The following is a 16,747-nucleotide window of genomic DNA, read 5'->3' as shown; positions in this document are numbered from 1 at the left end:
GCCGCCCTCCTTCTTGCCCGTGGCGGGGTTCAGCTGGCCACCGACCATCTCGGCGAAGATGCGCAGCGTGTCCTTGAGCGTGTCCACGGTGTCGAACAGCGGTTCCTTGTCTTCCTGGTTGTCCTTGTTGTAGGCCAGGGGTTGGCCCTTCATGAGGGTGATCAGGCCCATCAGGTGGCCGACCACACGGCCGGTCTTGCCGCGCGCGAGCTCCGGCACATCGGGGTTCTTCTTCTGCGGCATGATGGAGCTGCCGGTGGTGAAGCGGTCGGCGATGCGGATGAAACCGAAGTTCTGGCTCATCCAGATGATGAGCTCTTCGCTCAGGCGGCTCACGTGCACCATGCACAGGCTGGCTGCCGCGGTGAACTCGATGGCGAAGTCGCGGTCGCTCACGGCGTCCAGGCTGTTCTGGCAGACGCCTTCCATGCCCAGGGTACGCGCCACGCGCTCGCGGTCCAGCGGGTAGGTGGTGCCGGCCAGGGCGGCGGAGCCCAGGGGCAGCACGTTGACGCGGCGGCGCACGTCGGCCATGCGCTCGGCGTCGCGGGCGAACATTTCCACGTAGGCCAGCATGTGGTGGCCAAAGCTCACGGGCTGGGCCACCTGCAGGTGGGTGAAGCCCGGAAGGATGACTTCCACGTTTTGCTCGGCCACGTCCACCAGCGACACCTGCAGCTCCTTGAGCAGGTCGGCGATCAGGTCGATCTCGCCGCGCAGCCACAGGCGCACGTCGGTGGCCACCTGGTCGTTGCGGCTGCGGCCGGTGTGCAGGCGCTTGCCGGCATCGCCCACCAGTTGGGTCAGGCGCGCCTCGATGTTCAGGTGCACGTCCTCGAGGTCGAGCTTCCATTCAAAGCCGCCGGACTCGATCTCCGAGGCGATCTGCGCCATCCCGCGCTGGATGTCGGTGTGGTCGTTGGCGCTGATGATGCCCTGCGCGGCCAGCATCTCGGCATGCGCCAGGCTGCCGGCGATGTCGGCCTGCCACAGGCGCTTGTCGAAGAACACGCTGGAGGTGTAGCGCTTGACCAGGTCGCTCATGGGCTCCGACAAAAGCGCCGACCAGGCCTGGGCCTGGGTGTCGAGCTGGTTGTGGGAGGGCGCGGACGGCGCACTGTTGGCTTGGCTGTTGGACATGGGAGGGCAATAATCCGGTAGTTCTGACACCCGGAACATCCGGATGCCGCAATGCAAAACACGCAAATTTTATCGACCCAGCCTCCCGAGGCCGAATCGGGCACGCCCAGAGGCCCTTCGCGCAGCGGCCCACCCGCTGCCGGAAGGGCGCTGGTGTTCGACGCCTGCCAGGTCGGCGTGGTGCTGCGGGCTGTGCTGTTCGTCGAGGTGGTGGTGGGCGTGGGAACCCTGTTCGGCGCCCGTGACCCTACCGAATGGCTGGCCAGCGTGGCCCTGGTGACGGGCGGCGCCCTGCCGGCCACCCTGGCCTGGCTGATCACCGCCTGCAGCCTGAAGACCGTGCTGCAGGGCCTGGGCACCGGCCAGCAGTACGCGGCCGGCGTGACGCTCGGTGCGCTGGCGGGGCTGTACGCCTGCGCCATGCTCACGCTGGCCGGCGTGGCCGAACGCTCGCCCTGGCTGGCCAGCGCCGCCACCGGCGCCCTGCTCTCGGCCCTGCTGGTCGCAGCCCTGGTGCTGCGCGCGCGGGGCCGCACGCCGGCGGCCACCACGGCACGCCTGACCGAGTTGCAGTCGCGCATCCGCCCGCACTTTCTGTTCAACACCCTCAACAGCGCCATCGCGCTGGTGCGCAAGGAGCCCGCCAAGGCCGAGTCACTGCTTGAAGACCTGAGCGACCTGTTCCGCGTGGCGCTCGTCGAGCAGGGAGAGTCGACCACGCTGGGCGAGGAAATCACCCTCGCGCGCCGCTACCTGGGCATCGAGGAGGTGCGCTTCGGCAAGCGCCTGCAGGTGCAGTGGAGCCTGGACCCGCGCACCGACAGCGCCCGCCTGCCGCCCCTGCTGCTGCAGCCGCTGGTGGAAAACGCGGTCAAGCATGGCGTGGAGCCCAGCCCGCGGGGCGGCAAGCTCAAGGTGATGACCGAGCTGCGCGGCAACCGCGTGGTGGTGCGCATCACCAACACCCTGCCCGCTACCGACATCCGCTACCACGACGTGCCGCGCGGCCACGGCATCGCCCTGGCCAACGTGCGCGCGCGCCTGGCCCTGCTGCACGACGTGCAGGGCGAATTCACGGCCGGCGTGCTCGACGGCCTGTACCAGGTGCGCATCACCCTGCCCGTGCAGGATCGGCCGGCCCGCGTGGCCAGCCGCCCCCGCAGCCCTGGACGGCCGGCCGCGCCGTCCGCGTCGCCATCCCCCTCCTCCGCCCCAACCCGCAATGCCGCGCCATGAACATCCTGATCGTTGACGACGAAGCCCTGGCTCGCAGCCGCCTGCGCACCCTGTTGGGCGACTGCGCCGACACCCTGCACACCACGGTGTCCGAGGCCGGCAATGCCGGCGAGGCCATGGCCCTGCTCGGCCCCACCGGCGGCAGCGCCTTCGACGTGGTGCTGCTCGACATCCACATGCCCGGCCAGGATGGCCTGGGCCTGGCGCATGCGCTGCAGGCCCTGGCGCGCCCGCCGGCCGTGGTTTTCGTGACGGCCCATGCCGACCATGCGGTGAATGCCTTCGAGCTCGATGCCGTGGACTACCTCACCAAGCCGGTGCGGCGCGAACGCCTGCAGCAGGCCCTGGCCAAGGTGCAGCGCACCACCCGCCCCACCCACACCCCGGCAGCCCCTTCGGCCGCCGATGGCGAGGCCCTGGTGATCCAGGACCGGGGCCGCACCGAGCGCCTGCCGCTGGCCGAGGTGCTGTATTTCAAGGCCGAGCAGAAGTACGTGACGGTGCGCACCGCCACGCGCAGCTACATCATGGACGGCGCCCTGAGCGAGCTGGAGGCCCGCTACCCCACGCGCTTTTTGCGCATCCACCGCAATGCCCTGGTGGCCCGGCGCGCCGTGCGCGCGCTGGAGAAGCACTACGACCCGGAGGAAGGCGACGGCTGGGCCGTGCGCCTGCAGGGCATGACGGAGCTGCTCACCGTCTCGCGCCGGCAGGTGGCCGCCGTGCGCGAGGAGCTGGCGCGCTAGGGCCTGTTCACACCAATTTCGGGCAACGCGATCCCCGAAATTGGTGTTAACAGGCCCTAATGCCCATGGGCCGCGCCGCTGACCAAGGTGACGATCACCATGCCGGCGATCAGCCAGGCGACCTGGGCCACGGTCTCGCGCGCGGAGAGGCGCTTTTGCAGCTGGGGAATCAGGTCGGCCAGGGCGACGTAGACAAAACTGCTCGATGCCACGGCCAGGAAGTACGGCAGCAGGTCCTGCAGCTGCCCCACGAGGAAATAGCCCACGATGCCGCCCAGCGCCGTGACGGCCCCCGCCAGCGACACCTTGACCAGGGCCATGCGCCGGTTGGGGCTGGTCTGGCGCAGCACCACCAGGTCGCCCATGTGGTGCGGCACTTCGTGCGCCAGCACCGACACGGCAGCGATCATGCCCAGCCGGATATCGGCCATGAAGGCCGACGCGATCAGGATGCCATCACCGAAACAGTGCACGCTGTCGCCCGTGAGCACGGCCCAGCCGCCGGCGCGGGGAGCGCCATGGTGATGGTGGTGGTGACCATGCCCATGATCGTGGCCTGCATGGTCGTGGTCGTGCTCCGTGGCGGGCGCCGCGTGGCTGTGCTCATGCCCATGGTGCCAGAGCTCGGCCTTGTCGAGCAGAAAGAAGAACACCACGCCGATCAGCAGCGTGGCAAACAGGTCGTGCGCACCGGCCTGGCTCTCAAAGGCCTCGGGCAAGAGGTGCATGAAGGCGGTGGCCAGCAAAGCGCCGGCCGCCAGGCTCAGGAGGTGCTGGGGGCCCACGCTGTCGGAACGCCCGCCAAGGCCCAGGCGCATCAGCAGCGCGGCCAGCCACACGCTGCCGATCCCGGCAGCCAGGGTGGCGAGGATGATTGCTATCAGAGTCATAGCTGTATGTGACCGTCCATTGAGCGATAGGTATGGGTTCTTATGTCAATCGGGGGGCACCACGGGCTCGGTCCGGCGCAAGGCCAGCCCTTTCGGGGGCCGGCCTGCATCGGCGTGAAAAAAGCCGCCCCTGAAGGCAGGGGCGGCTGATTGTAGGAGAGCGCTCGGTCAGACGACGCCGTTCGCCTTGAACCAGGCCAGCGCACGCTTCCAGCCATCATCGGCCGCTTCCTTGCGATAGCTGGGGCGGTAGTCGGCATGGAACGCGTGCGGCGCATCGGGGTACACCACGAATTCCGAAGCCTTGGCGGCGGCGGTGCCACCGGCCAGGGCAGTTTTCATCTTATCAACCGTGTCAAGGGGGATGCCGGTGTCTTTTTCACCGTACAGGCCCAGCACCGGCGCCTTGAGGATGGGGGCGATCTCCACCGGGTGCTTGGGCGTGAGGTCGCTGGCCTGGCCCACGAGGCGGCCGTACCAGGCCACGCCGGCCTTGACCGGGCCGTGCGCCGCATACAGCCAGGTGATGCGGCCACCCCAGCAAACGCCGGTGATGCCGATGCGCGCGGCGTCACCGCCATTGGCGGTGGCCCAGGCCACGGCGGCGTCGAGGTCGGCCATCACCGGGGCGTCGGGCACCTTGGAGACGATTTCGGCGGTGATCTTGGCGGCCTCGGTGTACTTGGAAGGGTCGCCCTGGCGCGCATAGAGCTGCGGGGCGATGGCCAGGTAGCCGGCCTTGGCGAAGCGGCGTCAGGTGTCGGCGATGTATTCGTGCACACCGAAGATCTCCTGGATCACCAGCACAACGGGCAGGTTGGTCTTGCCTTCCGGCGCTGCGCGGTAGGCCGGCACCTTGAAGCCGCCCACGGTGAAGCTGACCTCGCCGGCGGTCAGGCCGTCGGCCGGAGTGGCGATGGCCGTCTGCGCCATCAGCGGCGTGGCCGCGGCGGCATAGCCCAGGCCCAGGGCCGTCTGCAGGGCCAGGCGGCGCGTGGCGCCGGCTTCGGTGGTGCGGCCGGGCACCAGGGCCTCGGTATCCAGTCGGTGGTCGTCGCTCAGCATCGTTGATCTCCAGGAGAAAAGGGAACAAGGCGAGCGCGCAGTCTAGGGGGTTTAGAGGAACACTGCCAGAGCGCTCCCAAAGGCAGCAGCGGGCAATGGGCATGCCCGGGCAGCCGCCTGGGCTCAACCGCCGGGCAAGGCGTCCACGTAGGCCTGCCGCGCCAGTGCCGCTGCCAGCACGGCCGACGGGTTGACCAGCACCATGCCCGGCAGTGCAGGCCCTTCGGACAGCGCCAGGGGGATCTCCGTGCAGCCCATGACGAGGGTAGCGATGCCGTGGCGCTGCTGCAGAGCGAGTGCGACCGACTCGAAGCGATCCCGCGCGAGCGCATAGTCGCCGGCCTTCACGCCGTCGTAAATGCCTTGCATCAGCCGTTCGCGCTCGGCATCGGTGGGCAGGTGGCACGCGATGCCTGCACGCCCGAGCTCGCCCTGGTACAGTCCCGCGTCATAGGCACCGCGCGTGGCCAGCAGACCCACGCTGCGCACCTGGTGTGCCGCAAGGCCAGCCACCACCTCCTGCACGCCATGCAGCACCACCAGTTGGGGAAAGCGCTGCTGCAACAGCCCATGCCAGGCATGGGCCGTGTTGCAGGCGATGGCAACCGCACGGGCCCCCAGCGCAGCCAGGCGGCCGGTGGCCTGCAGCATGGGTTCGGCCGGCTGGTGCGCACCCGGGCGGGTATCGCCCAGTGCGGCCGTGCGGTCGGGAATGGGCACCTGCGCCAGCCAGTGCTCAGGATAGGCCTGGTCGTGCACGGGGATGCCCAGCTGCGCCATGCGCTCGCCGCAGGCCTGCACGAACAGGCGCGCGAAGTCCGCGCCCGCCGCGGGCCCCATGCCGCCCAGGATGCCCACCGTCTGCGTGGCGGGGCGATGGCGTGCCGACAACATGCTCGGTGGCTCCCTTCAGACGGCCGGCTTGTCGCTCTGGGCCGACAGGTTGTCGCGCAGCTCCTTGCCCATGGGCAGCTTGAGGCTCTGGCCGCGCGGTGCAATCGGCGACATGAACCACTTGGTGTAGAGCTTCTCGAACTCGCCGGACTTCATCATGCCGCCGATGACACCGTTGACCAGGGCCTGGAACTGCGGGTCGTCCTTGCGCAGCATGCAGGCGTAGGGCTCGACCTGCAGCGCATCGCCCACCACGTCCCATTCGGCCGGGTTGCGCGCATTGGCCATCAGGCCGTAGAGCAGGATGTCGTCCATGGCAAAGGCATCGGCCCGGCCGGTGTCCACCAGCAGCAGCGAATCCTCGTGGTCCTTGCCCATCAGGATCTCCATGTCGAGCTTGTTGTCGCGGTCGTACTTGCGCACCACCTGGGCGTTGGTGGTGCCCGAGGTGGTGGAGATCTTGCGCTTGGCCAGGTCGCTGAAGTTCTTGATGCCCGAGGTCTTCTTGGTCAAGAGGCGAGTGCCGGTATAGAAGTAGTTGGTGGCGAACTGCACATCCTTGCCGCGCACGCTGTTGTTGGTGGTGGAGCCGCATTCCAGGTCCACCGTACCGTTCTGCACCAGGGGGATGCGGTTGAGCGAGGTGACGGGCTGCAGCTCGACCTTGATCGCGGGGTTGTTCAACCGCTTCTTGACCGCATCGGCCACCGCATTGGAAATGTCCACCGCAAAGCCCACAGGCTGGCCGGGGCCCGCCAGGTAGCTGAAGGGGACGGACGAGTCGCGGTAGGCCAGCGTGATCTTGCCGGTGTCGGCGATCTTCTTGAGCGTGTCGGCACTGGCGATGGAACAGGCCAGGAGGCCGGTGGCCAGCAGGGCGGCACGGGTGGTGGCGGACAGTCGCATGGAAATCCCTTCGTGAGGAGGTGAATGAGAAAGAAAAAGGCAAGGCGTGAACGCACTGTAGAAATTTGCCGCCGCTTTGAACAATTCATTTCACCGGGGAGGCCATGTCGGAAAGTTATGCCTGGGGCATACCCGCCCCATAACCTGCCGTCATGGCCCCCGTGCGCATCGGCATTGTTCAAAACCGGCGCGGGCTTCTACAGTGGCCGCCAGAGCAATCAACCAAAGCAAAGAGCATGCAGGTTTGTGTATTGGGTGCAGGCATCGTGGGACTGGCCACTGCGTATGCGCTGCACCAGCGTGGCATGGAGGTCACCGTGATCGACCGGAGCGCGCCCGGCGAAGGGGCCAGCGGCGGCAACGGCGGGCAACTGAGCTACAGCTATGTGCAGCCCCTGGCCGACGCGGGCATCTGGCGGCAGCTGCCCAGCCTGCTGTTCGCGGCCGACTCCCCTCTGTCACTGCGCCCGCAGTGGGACCTGCACCAGTGGCGCTGGGGCCTGCAGTTCCTGGCGGCCTGCAACCGGAATACCTCGGCGCGCAGCACGGCCGAGCTGCTGGGCCTGGCGGCAATGAGCCGCAGGCATTTCGACGCCATGCTGCAGGCCGAGCGGCTGGCCTGCGATTTCTCGGCCACTGGCAAGCTGGTGCTGTACAGCAGCGCCGATGCCTTTGCCTCCGCCCAGCGGCAGATGGAACTGCAGCGCGCCTTGGGCTGCGCGCAGGAGGCCGTGGATGCCGACCGCTGCATGGCGCTGGAGCCGGCCCTTGCCCACTACCAGGGCCGGATTGCCGGGGCCATCCACACCGAGAGCGAATGCGCGGCCGACTGCCTGCAGGTATGCCAAGGCCTGCAAGCCCTGCTCGCCGCCCGCGGTGTGCGCTTTCTGCTGGGCACCGAGATCCAGGGCTTTGCCACCAGACAGGGCCGCATCCACGCGGTGCGCACCAGCCAGGGGAACGTGGAGGCCGAGCATTTCGTGCTGGCCCTGGGCAGCGCCAGCCACGGCCTGGCCCGCCAGTTGGGCCTGTACCTGCCGGTCTATCCGCTCAAGGGCTACAGCATCACGCTCGATACCATTGATGCACCCGGTGCGGCGCCGCGTGTGAGCGTGACCGACGCGGCGCGCAAGGTGGTGTTTGCGCGCATCGGCCAGCGCCTGCGCGTGGCCGGCATGGCAGAGCTGGTGGGAAACGACACGCGCATCCCCCCCGAGCGCATCCAGAGCCTGTGCGATGCCACACGCACCCTGTTCCCGCGCTGCAGCGACTTCGCGGCCACCCGGCCCTGGACCGGCATGCGCCCGGCCACCCCCACCGGGCTGCCGGTGGTGGGCCACCGCGCGGGTGCGCCGGACAATCTGGTGCTCAACACCGGGCACGGTGCGCTGGGCTTCACCCTGGCTTTCGGCACGGCGGCACAGGTCGCCCAACTGCTGGCGCGCTGACAACCCTTCAGGGTGCAGGGCCGGGCAGGCCTGCGGTGCCCATGGTCTCGGCCACGGCCTGGCGCATGCAGGCGGCCATGGCGCTGGCCAGCAGCGAAGCGGGTCGGTTGACGGTGCGCAGCGACTGGATGGGCACGGGGATGTGCGGCGCCAGCGCCAGCACGTCCACCTGGCTGCGGTCGGCCGAGGCGGCCGTGCAGGCATCCACCAGCGCTACGGCATGGCCATGGCGCGCCAGAGCCAGCGCAGCATGGTAGGTCTGCACCGTGATGGCCGTGCGCAGGCCCACACCGGCCTCGCGGCAGGCGTGGCTGACCACCGTGCCGATGGGGTCGCGCGCGTCCAGGCGCACCACCGGCGTGTCCGCCAGGTCCGTCAGGTGCACGCTGCCCGCCTGCACCAGCGCCGGGTTCAGCATGCCTTTGGGTGCCACGCAGACCATGTAGCCATCGGCGATGTGCTCCTGGCTCAGCGAGGGGTGGGCGATGGAGCTGAAGACGAAGCCCACGTCCGCCTCCTGCAGCACCAGGGCCGAGACGATCTGCGGCGAGTGCAGCGCCTCGATGGTGATGCCCACGTCCGGGTGCAGTGCGCGAAAGCTGCGCAGCGCACGTGGCAGCACCTCGTAGCTCAGTGCCAGCACGCTCAGGATGTGCAGCTCGCCCTCGCGCCGATCGCCCTTGAGGCTGGCAGCCAGGCGCTGCACATCGTCGAGCTGGGTGAACAGGCGCTCGATGTGCGGGTACAGGGTCTGCGCCTCGGTGGTCGGCACCAGCCGCCCCTTGAGGCGGTGGAACAGCGCGAAGCCGAGCTGCAGCTCGGCGTGCGCGAGGATACGGCTCACCGCTGGCTGGGTGACATTGATGAGCCGCGCGGCAGCGCTGACGCTGCCGGTGAGCATCACCGCGTTAAAAACTTCGATATGGCGCAGGCGCATGCTGATCTACCTTGCAACGAACGCGCCAGCGCCACGGCCCTTCAATGTGCCTTGTCCCAGTTGGGGCCGACACCCACCTCGGCCAGCAGCGGCACCTTGAGCGCCGCCACTTCTGCCATCAGGCGCGGAACATGGCTGCGCAGCCAGTCCACCTCGCCCTCGGGCAGCTCGAACACCAGTTCGTCGTGCACCTGCATGATCATCTTGATCTGGGGCTTGTGCGCGTCGAGTTCCTTCTGCACCGCCACCATGGCCAGCTTGATCAGGTCGGCCGCCGTGCCCTGCATGGGGGCGTTGATGGCGGCGCGCTCGGCACCGCTGCGGCGCGGGCCGTTGGGCGAGTTGATCTCGGGCAGGTACAGGCGGCGGCCGAACACGGTTTCCACATAGCCCATGGACTTGGCGGCGGCCTTGGTCTCGTCCATGTACTGCTTGACGCCAGGGTAGCGCTGGAAGTACTTGTCGATGTAGGCGGCCGCGGCCTTGGTCTCGATGCCCAGGTTCTTGGCCAGCCCAAAGCTGCTCATGCCGTAGATCAGGCCGAAGTTGATGACCTTGGCATAGCGGCGCTGCTCGCTGGTGACCTGGTCCACCGCCACGCCGAAGACCTCGGCCGCGGTGGCGCGGTGCACGTCCAGCCCTGCATGGAAGGCATGCAGCAACGAATGGTCACCGCTGATGTGGGCCATGATGCGCAGTTCGATCTGCGAGTAGTCGGCGCTGGCGATCACGCTGCCTGCGGGTGCGACGAAGGCCTCGCGCACACGCCGGCCTTCGGGTGTGCGGATGGGGATGTTCTGCAGGTTGGGGTCGTTGCTCGACAGGCGCCCGGTGACGGCCACCGCCTGCGCATAGTGGGTGTGCACCCGGCCCGTGCGCGGCAACGCCAGCTGGGCCAGCTTGTCGGTGTAGGTGCCCTTGAGCTTGACCAGACCGCGGTGCTCCAGCAGCTTGGCCGGCAGCGGGTAGTCTTCGGCCAGCTTTTCGAGCACCTCTTCGTCGGTGCTGCGCGCGCCGGTGGCGGTCTTCTTGACCACGGGCATGCCCAGCTTGTCGAAGAAGATCTCGCCAAGCTGCTTGGGGCTGCTCAGGTTGAAGGGCTGGCCCGCGATCTCGTAGGCCTCGGTTTCGAGCTGCAGGATGCGCTGGCCCAGTTCATGGCTCTGGTTGGCCAGGGTGGGTGCGTCGATCAGCACGCCATTGCGCTCGATGCGGTACAGCGCTTCGCTGCTGGCCATCTCCAGGTCGTAGATGAAGCGCAGCTTCTCGTTGGCTTCGAGCAGCGGCCACAGGGCCTTGTGCACGTCCAGGGTCTGGTCGGAGTCTTCGCACGAGTATTCGGCGGCCTTGGCCACGTCCACCTGGGCAAATGGGATCTGGTGCGCGCCCTTGCCGCACAGGTCTTCGTAGCTGATGCCACTGCGTCCCAGGTGCCGGTCGGCCAGGCTGGCCAGGCCATGGGGCTTGTGCACTTCGAGCACGTAGCTCTGCAACATGGTGTCGTGCGCATAGCCCTGCACTTCGATGCCATGGTTGGCGAACACGTGGCGGTCGTACTTGATGTGCTGGCCCAGCTTGGCGTGGCGTGGGTCTTCGAGCCAGGGCTTGAGGCGCGCCAGCACCTCGTCCAGTGGCAGCTGTGCGGGGGCATCGGGCCCCTCGTGGCGCAGCGGCACATAGGCGGCCGCGCCCGGCTCCACGCTGAAGCTGATGCCCACGATCTCGGCGCGCATCTCGTCGAGCGAGGTGGTTTCGGTATCGAGCGCCGTCAGCGGTGCCACATGCAACGTGGCCAGCCAGCGGTCGAACTGGTCCCAGGTCAGGATGGTCTCGTAGCGCGCGTTGCGCGCCGGCTTGTCGGCGGCCGCCGGTGTGCCTTCTGCGTCGGCCGATGGCTCGGCGAACAGGTCGGCCGTATCCGTGTCGCCGGCCTTCTTGCGCGGCGCCGGGGGAGCATCGGCGGCGACGGGCTCGGCCGCAGCGCCCAGCGAGCGTGCCAGGCCCTTGAAGCCGTATTTTTCATAGAACTCGCGCAGACCATCGACCTGCTGCTCGCCGATCGCGATGGCATCGAGCGCAGGCAGCCCCACGATGTGTTCGACCAGATCGCAATCGGTGCGGATGGTCACCAGCTTGCGCCCGGTGGGCAGCCAGTCCAAAGTGTTGCGCAGGTTCTCGCCAGCCACGCCCTTGATCTCGCCGGCGCGTGCCACCAGTTCGGCCAGGGAGCCGTACTCCATGAGCCACTTGGCGGCTGTCTTGGGCCCCACCTTGGGCACACCGGGCACGTTGTCCACGGCGTCGCCCACCAGGGTCTGGTAGTCCACCATCAGGTGCGGGGGCACGCCGAACTCGGCGGTCACGCCGGCCACGTCGCGGCGCTTGCCGTTCATGGTGTCGATGATAGTGATGTGCTCGTCCACCAGCTGCGACAGGTCCTTGTCGCCGCTGGAGACCACCACGTCGATGCCCTGGGTGGCGGCGGTCACCGCCAGGGTGCCGATCACGTCGTCGGCTTCCACCCCGGGAATGGCCAGCACCGTCCAGCCCAGCATGCGCACCACATCGTGGATGGGTTCGATCTGGGCACGCAGGTCGTCGGGCATGGGCGCGCGCTGCGCCTTGTACTCGGGGTAGATCTCGTCGCGGAAGGTCGGGCCGCTGGCGTCGAAGATGCAGGCGGCATAGTCGGCGTGCACTTCCTTGCGCAGGGCCTGCATCATGTTGATCATGCCGCGGATGGCGCCCGTGGCCGCGCTCGTGGGGTCGCCCGGCACGGCCCGCAGGTCGGGCATGGCATGGTAGGCGCGGTACAGGTAGCTGGAGCCGTCCACCAGCACCAGGGTCTTTTTATTGCTCATGGGGGCCATTGTGCACGGCCAAAGCCCCAAACCACCCCTGCACCACCGGTGCCCGGGGCGCTCTACAATCGGGCCATGCGCGCTGTTCACCTCTCCCTGCTGCTGGCCCTGGCCTGCGGCCCCGTACTGGCCCAGACTCCGGGCCAGAATTCCCCTGCGGGCGCCCCCCGGCAAGGCGAGGCGCTCACCACGCCTGAATCCCTGTCCGGGCGCACCAACCAGCGCACCGAACGCATCCAGATCGAGGACGCAGGCAGCCGTGTCGACGAACTGCGCGTGGGCGGCCAGACGCAGAGCATCAACGTGCAGCCCAAGACCGGCAACATGCCCGCCTACGAAGTGCAGTCGCCCGATGGCGCACGCGGCCGCACTGGCGCCTTGAACGGTGCCGAGACCAACACCGGCCCCCGGGTCTGGAACGTGCTGAAGTTCTGACGCCCGCTGGTTGGCACCCGCGCGCGGTGCGCGCCGCCCTCCCTTGTTTCGCCCCTTTTCCCGCACTTTCCCTGCTCTGCGATGGCCGTTTTCACTGAAGTCTCCAACGAAGAGGCGAGCGCACTGCTGCGCCGCCTGAACCTCGGCGAGCTGGTCGCACTGCGCGGCATCGAAGGCGGGATCGAGAACACCAACTACTTCCTGACCAGCGACCAGGGCGAGTTCGTGCTGACGCTGTTCGAGCGCCTCACGGCCGAGCAACTGCCCTTCTACCTGCACCTGATGAAGCACCTGGCGCACGGCGGCGTGCCCGTACCCGACCCGCGCGGCGACAAGAACGGCGACATCCTGCACACGGTGTGCGGCAAGCCGGCCGCCGTGGTGAGCAAGCTGCGCGGCAAAAGCCAGCTCGCCCCCGGCCCGGTGCACTGCGCCGCGGTGGGCAGCATGCTGGCGCGCATGCACCTGGCCGGGCGCAACTACGACCGCCACCAGCCCAACCTGCGCGGCCTGCCCTGGTGGAACGAGACCGTGCCCGTGGTGCTGCCGCACATCGATGCCAGCCAGGCGGCGCTGCTGCGCTCGGAGCTGGCCTACCAGAACCACGTGGCCGCCTCCTCGGCCTATGCGGCGCTGCCCACCGGGCCGGTGCATGCCGACCTGTTCCGCGACAACGTGATGTTCGACGGCGAGGAGCTCACCGGCTTCTTCGACTTCTATTTCGCCGGCGTGGATACCTGGCTGTTCGACCTGGCCGTGTGCCTGAACGACTGGTGCATCGACCTGCCCACCGGAGCGCACGACCCCGAGCGCGCCCGGCGCATGCTGGACGCCTACCAGGCCGTGCGCCCGCTCACGGCGGCCGAGCGCGAACTGCTGCCGGCCATGCTGCGCGCCGGGGCGCTGCGTTTCTGGATCTCGCGGCTGTGGGACTTCTACCTGCCGCGCGAGGCTTCCATGCTCAAACCGCACGACCCGACGCACTTCGAGCGCGTGCTGCGCTCTCGCGTGGCCCAGCCGGTGCACGCGGGCTGAACGTTCCCCAATCGTCCCATGGACCGGCATTCCGCGAGGAATGTCACGCTGCGAGGGCTTTTGCAAGCCCCCATGCGACCCCGGCCAGGGTGGGCTGGGGTAAATTCGGCATTGTCTCCCCCACCCCATTGCCAGGCCCGAGCACACGGGCCGTTGTCCTGAGCAGCCCTTTGTCCCCATGAAACTCAACATCGTCCCCGCCCGCACCGGCATGACCTGGGTACAGCTCGGCATCCGGTCGTTCTGGCGCCAACCCATGGCGCTGGCGGCGTTGTTCTTCATGACCATGGCCGCCATGTCGCTGGCCAGCCTGGTGCCCCTGGTGGGCACGGTCATCGCACTGGCCCTGCTGCCTTCGGCCACGCTGGCCATGATGGTGGCGGCGGCCGAGACCACGATGGGGCGCTTTCCCACGCCCTCCGTGCTGCTGGTGGAGTTTCGCACCGGCCAGCAGCGCCTGCGCGACATGCTGGTGCTGGGTGCCCTGTACGCCGTGGGCTTTCTCTCCATCATGGGGCTGTCGGCGCTGATCGATGGCGGCCTGTTCGCCAGTGTCTACCTGGGCGGCACCCCGCTCAAGCGCGAAGTGGCCGAAAACGGCGCGTTCCAGGCCGCCATGTGGCTGTCGATGCTGCTGTACCTGCCGCTGTCGCTGACCTTCTGGCATGCGCCGGGGCTGGTGCACTGGCATGGCATCCCTCCCGTGAAGGCCCTGTTCTTCAGCCTGGTGGCCTGCGTGCGCAACTTCGGCGCCTTCTTCGTGTTCGGCCTGGGCTGGATGGGGGTGTTCCTCCTGGCCGGCGTGCTGGTGGCCCTGGCCTCGGGCCTGATTGCCCTGGCCGGCCTGGGCGCGGCCGCCAGCGGCGTCATGGTCGGCACGGCCATGATGCTGGCGGCCATGTTCTTCACCTCCATCGTCTTCACGTTCCGCGACTGCTTCGAACCGCCTGCCAAACCTTCATCGGAAGAATCCCATGACGAACAGCCAGCACCAGCTCCAGGGCCGCACTGAGGACGAAGTCGTCTGGTACCAGAGGCGCAGCCTGCTGCAGGCTGCGGCGGCCTGGACGGCGGCCGGCGGCATCAGCGCGGTGCACGCCCAGCAGAACCGCAACGTGGTGGAGATGCGTGGTGACGTGCGCCGCAACGGCCAGGCCCTGGCTGCAGGTGAAAGCATCGGCGCCGGCGACCGGATCGAAACCGGCCCGGATTCCAGCGTGGTGTTCACCGTCGGCAACGACGCCTTCATGGTGCGCCAGAACACGCGCATGGCGCTCGAGGGCGACACCCCCACGGCGGTGAAGGTGCTGCGCCTGCTGACCGGTGCCGTCGCCAGCGTCTGGGGACGCGGCAGCGAGCGCCAGGTGGTCATGCCCACGGCCACGGCCGGCATCCGCGGCACGGGGGTGTATGCCGAGGTGTTCCCCGAGCAGGATTTCCGCAGCTACTTCTGCAACTGCTACGGCACGGTGGACATCGCGGCGGGGGGCGGCGAGTCCGTCGTGAGCCGCGCCTCCTACCACCAGGCCTTCTGGGCCGAGGTCGCACCGCGCAACAGCCGCATGCTGACGCCGGCCGGCGCCATCAACCACACCGACGAGGAGCTCGAGTTCCTGGCCCGGCTCGTGGACCAGCGCACGGCCTGGCAGATCGCCGGGCGCAAGGGCAGCAAGGATGGCGGCGGGCAGATCGGCGGCTACGGCTACCCCGAAGCGCCCGGTGCGGGCACGGCCTCGCAACCCCGGGGCGCGGCATCGCCCGGTGCAGCGCCCGCACCGCGCCCGCGCGCGCCAGCCCCCTCGCCCTACGGCTCCGACTACTGAAGCCAGCCGCGCGCGCACGCCCATTAAAAAAGGCTGCCACGCCGGAGCGTGGCAGCCTTCGGGCAGGCCCTGGCCCGGGCGAGCGCCGGGCCTGGCTGGCTTGCCTTACACCCCGATCTGGCCGCCGTCGGCCTTCTGGATCACCACGGTGGAGGAGCGGGGACGCACGGTACCCGAAGGCAGCGCCGTGGCGTCGCTGGTGCCATAGGCGGGCCAGTTCACCGGGTGCTGGATGTTCAGGAAGATGGTCTTGTAGTCCGGCGTGTAGGCAAAGCCGGTGATTTCGGCTTCGTTCGGGCCCACGAAGAAGCGGCGCAGGTCGCCCTGGTTCTGGGCATTGATGACCGGGCCCGTGCCCTTGCTGTCGGTGGTCATGGCGCCGGGGATCACGGCCAGCATCTGGTCGTTGGTCGCACGGGCCACCGCGTTGTTGCGGCCGCCGTCGATGCCGTTGTCGGTCTGGATCCACATGATGCCGCGGTCGTCGAAAGCCAGGCCATCGGGGCTGGCCAGCTGGTTCAGCGCCGTCAGGCCCGAGCGGTTGGTGTCGGCAGCAGCACCAGCGTCCGAACCGAACACATAGATCTCCCACTTGAAGGTGTTCGCGTTGGGCGTGTCGTGCCAGCGCACGATGTGGCCGTTGGCGTTGTTCAGGCGCGGATTGGCGGCGTTCACGCCCGTGGTGGCATTGCGGCTGGTGTTGTTGGTCAGCGTCACGTACACATCGCCGTTGGACGGGTGCACGGCCGTCCACTCGGGGCGGTCCATGGGCGTGGCGCCCATGAAGTCGGCCGCGGCGCGGGTGTTGATCAGGATCTCTTCGATGGTCTTGTACTTGTCGCCCAGGCGCGTGCCGTCCTTGCCCACAGCGGCCAGGGTCAGCGGCAGCCAGGTGCCCGTGCCGTCTTCGTTGAAGCGCGCAACATACAGCGTGCCCTTGTCCAGGTACTTGTTGCCCACGGCCAGGCGGTCGGTACGGCGTGCGTCGGCAGGGTCCCAGTTGGCGTCCGACACGAAGCGGTAGATGTACTCGAAACGCGAATCGTCGCCGCTGTAGAACGCCAGCGGCTTGCCGGCTTCTGGCTTGCCGTAGGCCGCGCCTTCGTGTGCGAAGCGGCCCATGGCCGTGCGCTTGGTGGCCACGCTGTCGGGGTTGTAGGGGTCGATCTCGACCAGGTAGCCGAATCCGTTGACTTCATTGCGCCAGTCGTTGAGGGCGCTGGTGCCGCCGGGGGTCACGTTGAAGCGGGAGAACTCGCCTGCCACTTCGGTGGCGTCGCCGGCAGCGGTTTCCCACTTGTAGCGGCCGGCGGAGGTGGGCACGCCCACGC

The 16,747-nt window shown here is 68.4% G+C and carries 14 protein-coding genes and 1 pseudogene; 7 read left to right on the top strand and 8 right to left on the bottom strand.

Features of this window, described 5'->3' with window-relative positions:
- Positions 1-1,140 (bottom strand): argininosuccinate lyase (gene argH, locus ACK59X_RS34285; protein WP_409963931.1); only part of this gene is annotated, 1,140 nt, incomplete at its 3' end.
- A gap of 51 nt (positions 1,141-1,191) precedes the next feature.
- Between argH and ACK59X_RS34280 the strand changes: the two genes are divergently transcribed.
- Positions 1,192-2,376: a sensor histidine kinase gene (locus ACK59X_RS34280; protein ID WP_409963929.1), complete on the top strand. Its 1,185-nt coding sequence runs from the start codon at positions 1,192-1,194 to the stop codon at positions 2,374-2,376.
- A complete protein-coding gene (locus ACK59X_RS34275; protein WP_409963927.1) occupies positions 2,373-3,122 on the top strand; it encodes a LytR/AlgR family response regulator transcription factor in 750 nt (249 codons plus the stop codon). The genes ACK59X_RS34280 and ACK59X_RS34275 overlap by 4 nt, the downstream gene beginning before the upstream one ends.
- Positions 3,123-3,178: 56 nt before the next feature.
- Here ACK59X_RS34275 and ACK59X_RS34270 read toward each other — a convergent pair whose 3' ends face one another.
- From ACK59X_RS34270 to ACK59X_RS34255, 4 genes and pseudogenes are all read right to left on the bottom strand, one after another.
- Positions 3,179-4,012, bottom strand: coding sequence for a ZIP family metal transporter (locus ACK59X_RS34270; protein WP_409963925.1), 834 nt, complete (start codon positions 4,010-4,012; stop codon positions 3,179-3,181).
- 168 nt (positions 4,013-4,180) lie between these two features.
- A pseudogene (locus tag ACK59X_RS34265) lies at positions 4,181-5,077 on the bottom strand (dienelactone hydrolase family protein).
- 123 nt (positions 5,078-5,200) lie between these two features.
- Positions 5,201-5,971 carry an aspartate/glutamate racemase family protein gene (locus tag ACK59X_RS34260; RefSeq protein WP_409963923.1) on the bottom strand — a complete coding sequence of 257 codons (771 nt, stop codon included), beginning with the start codon at positions 5,969-5,971 and terminating at the stop codon, positions 5,201-5,203.
- A gap of 15 nt (positions 5,972-5,986) precedes the next feature.
- On the bottom strand, positions 5,987-6,877 hold the full coding sequence (locus ACK59X_RS34255; protein WP_409963921.1) for an amino acid ABC transporter substrate-binding protein: 891 nt from the start codon (positions 6,875-6,877) through the stop codon (positions 5,987-5,989).
- Positions 6,878-7,113: 236 nt separating this feature from the next.
- Here ACK59X_RS34255 and ACK59X_RS34250 point away from each other — a divergent pair, with 236 nt between their 5' ends.
- Positions 7,114-8,325, top strand: coding sequence for a D-amino acid dehydrogenase (locus tag ACK59X_RS34250; protein WP_409963919.1), 1,212 nt, complete (start codon positions 7,114-7,116; stop codon positions 8,323-8,325).
- Between the two features lie 7 nt (positions 8,326-8,332).
- Here ACK59X_RS34250 and ACK59X_RS34245 read toward each other — a convergent pair whose 3' ends face one another.
- Both ACK59X_RS34245 and polA read right to left on the bottom strand, forming a co-directional pair.
- The gene (locus ACK59X_RS34245) at positions 8,333-9,262 is read right to left on the bottom strand and encodes a LysR family transcriptional regulator (protein ID WP_409963917.1); all 930 of its coding nucleotides are present in this window, start codon (positions 9,260-9,262) and stop codon (positions 8,333-8,335) included.
- A 41-nt stretch (positions 9,263-9,303) separates the two neighbouring features.
- The gene (gene polA / locus ACK59X_RS34240) at positions 9,304-12,123 is read right to left on the bottom strand and encodes a DNA polymerase I (RefSeq protein WP_409963915.1); all 2,820 of its coding nucleotides are present in this window, start codon (positions 12,121-12,123) and stop codon (positions 9,304-9,306) included.
- 75 nt (positions 12,124-12,198) lie between these two features.
- On the opposite strand from polA, the gene ACK59X_RS34235 reads away from it, so the two are divergent.
- The 4 genes from ACK59X_RS34235 to ACK59X_RS34220 all read left to right on the top strand — a co-directional run bounded on the left by ACK59X_RS34235 (position 12,199) and on the right by ACK59X_RS34220 (position 15,416).
- Positions 12,199-12,558, top strand: coding sequence for a hypothetical protein (locus ACK59X_RS34235; protein ID WP_409963913.1), 360 nt, complete (start codon positions 12,199-12,201; stop codon positions 12,556-12,558).
- 81 nt (positions 12,559-12,639) lie between these two features.
- Positions 12,640-13,593: a homoserine kinase gene (locus tag ACK59X_RS34230; RefSeq protein ID WP_409963911.1), complete on the top strand. Its 954-nt coding sequence runs from the start codon at positions 12,640-12,642 to the stop codon at positions 13,591-13,593.
- Between the two features lie 178 nt (positions 13,594-13,771).
- Positions 13,772-14,605, top strand: coding sequence for a BPSS1780 family membrane protein (locus tag ACK59X_RS34225; RefSeq protein WP_409963909.1), 834 nt, complete (start codon positions 13,772-13,774; stop codon positions 14,603-14,605).
- Complete coding sequence (locus ACK59X_RS34220; RefSeq protein WP_409963907.1) at positions 14,568-15,416, top strand: iron dicitrate transport regulator FecR; 849 nt, start codon at positions 14,568-14,570, stop codon at positions 15,414-15,416. Before ACK59X_RS34225 ends, ACK59X_RS34220 begins: the two co-directional genes overlap by 38 nt.
- A gap of 105 nt (positions 15,417-15,521) precedes the next feature.
- Here ACK59X_RS34220 and ACK59X_RS34215 read toward each other — a convergent pair.
- On the bottom strand, positions 15,522-16,747 hold a 1,226-nt coding region (locus tag ACK59X_RS34215), incomplete at its 5' end, for a PhoX family protein (protein WP_409963905.1).

It is taken from the genome of Acidovorax sp. (assembly GCF_046339755.1).
In the GTDB taxonomy this organism is placed as follows: domain Bacteria; phylum Pseudomonadota; class Gammaproteobacteria; order Burkholderiales; family Burkholderiaceae_C; genus Acidovorax.
The sequence above is the reverse complement of the archived record's forward strand: the minus strand, read 5'-3'. Positions and strand labels throughout refer to the sequence as shown.

Excerpts from the sequence above, each read along its gene's own strand:
- ACK59X_RS34280 (WP_409963929.1), top strand. The coding sequence starts at position 1,192 with ATGCAAAACACGCAAATTTTATCGACCCAGCCTCCCGAGGCCGAATCG.
- ACK59X_RS34275 (WP_409963927.1), top strand. The coding sequence starts at position 2,373 with ATGAACATCCTGATCGTTGACGACGAAGCCCTGGCTCGCAGCCGCCTG.
- ACK59X_RS34270 (WP_409963925.1), bottom strand. The coding sequence starts at position 4,012 with ATGACTCTGATAGCAATCATCCTCGCCACCCTGGCTGCCGGGATCGGC.
- ACK59X_RS34260 (WP_409963923.1), bottom strand. The coding sequence starts at position 5,971 with ATGTTGTCGGCACGCCATCGCCCCGCCACGCAGACGGTGGGCATCCTG.
- ACK59X_RS34255 (WP_409963921.1), bottom strand. The coding sequence starts at position 6,877 with ATGCGACTGTCCGCCACCACCCGTGCCGCCCTGCTGGCCACCGGCCTC.
- ACK59X_RS34250 (WP_409963919.1), top strand. The coding sequence starts at position 7,114 with ATGCAGGTTTGTGTATTGGGTGCAGGCATCGTGGGACTGGCCACTGCG.
- ACK59X_RS34245 (WP_409963917.1), bottom strand. The coding sequence starts at position 9,262 with ATGCGCCTGCGCCATATCGAAGTTTTTAACGCGGTGATGCTCACCGGC.
- polA (WP_409963915.1), bottom strand. The coding sequence starts at position 12,123 with ATGAGCAATAAAAAGACCCTGGTGCTGGTGGACGGCTCCAGCTACCTG.
- ACK59X_RS34235 (WP_409963913.1), top strand. The coding sequence starts at position 12,199 with ATGCGCGCTGTTCACCTCTCCCTGCTGCTGGCCCTGGCCTGCGGCCCC.
- ACK59X_RS34230 (WP_409963911.1), top strand. The coding sequence starts at position 12,640 with ATGGCCGTTTTCACTGAAGTCTCCAACGAAGAGGCGAGCGCACTGCTG.
- ACK59X_RS34225 (WP_409963909.1), top strand. The coding sequence starts at position 13,772 with ATGAAACTCAACATCGTCCCCGCCCGCACCGGCATGACCTGGGTACAG.
- ACK59X_RS34220 (WP_409963907.1), top strand. The coding sequence starts at position 14,568 with ATGACGAACAGCCAGCACCAGCTCCAGGGCCGCACTGAGGACGAAGTC.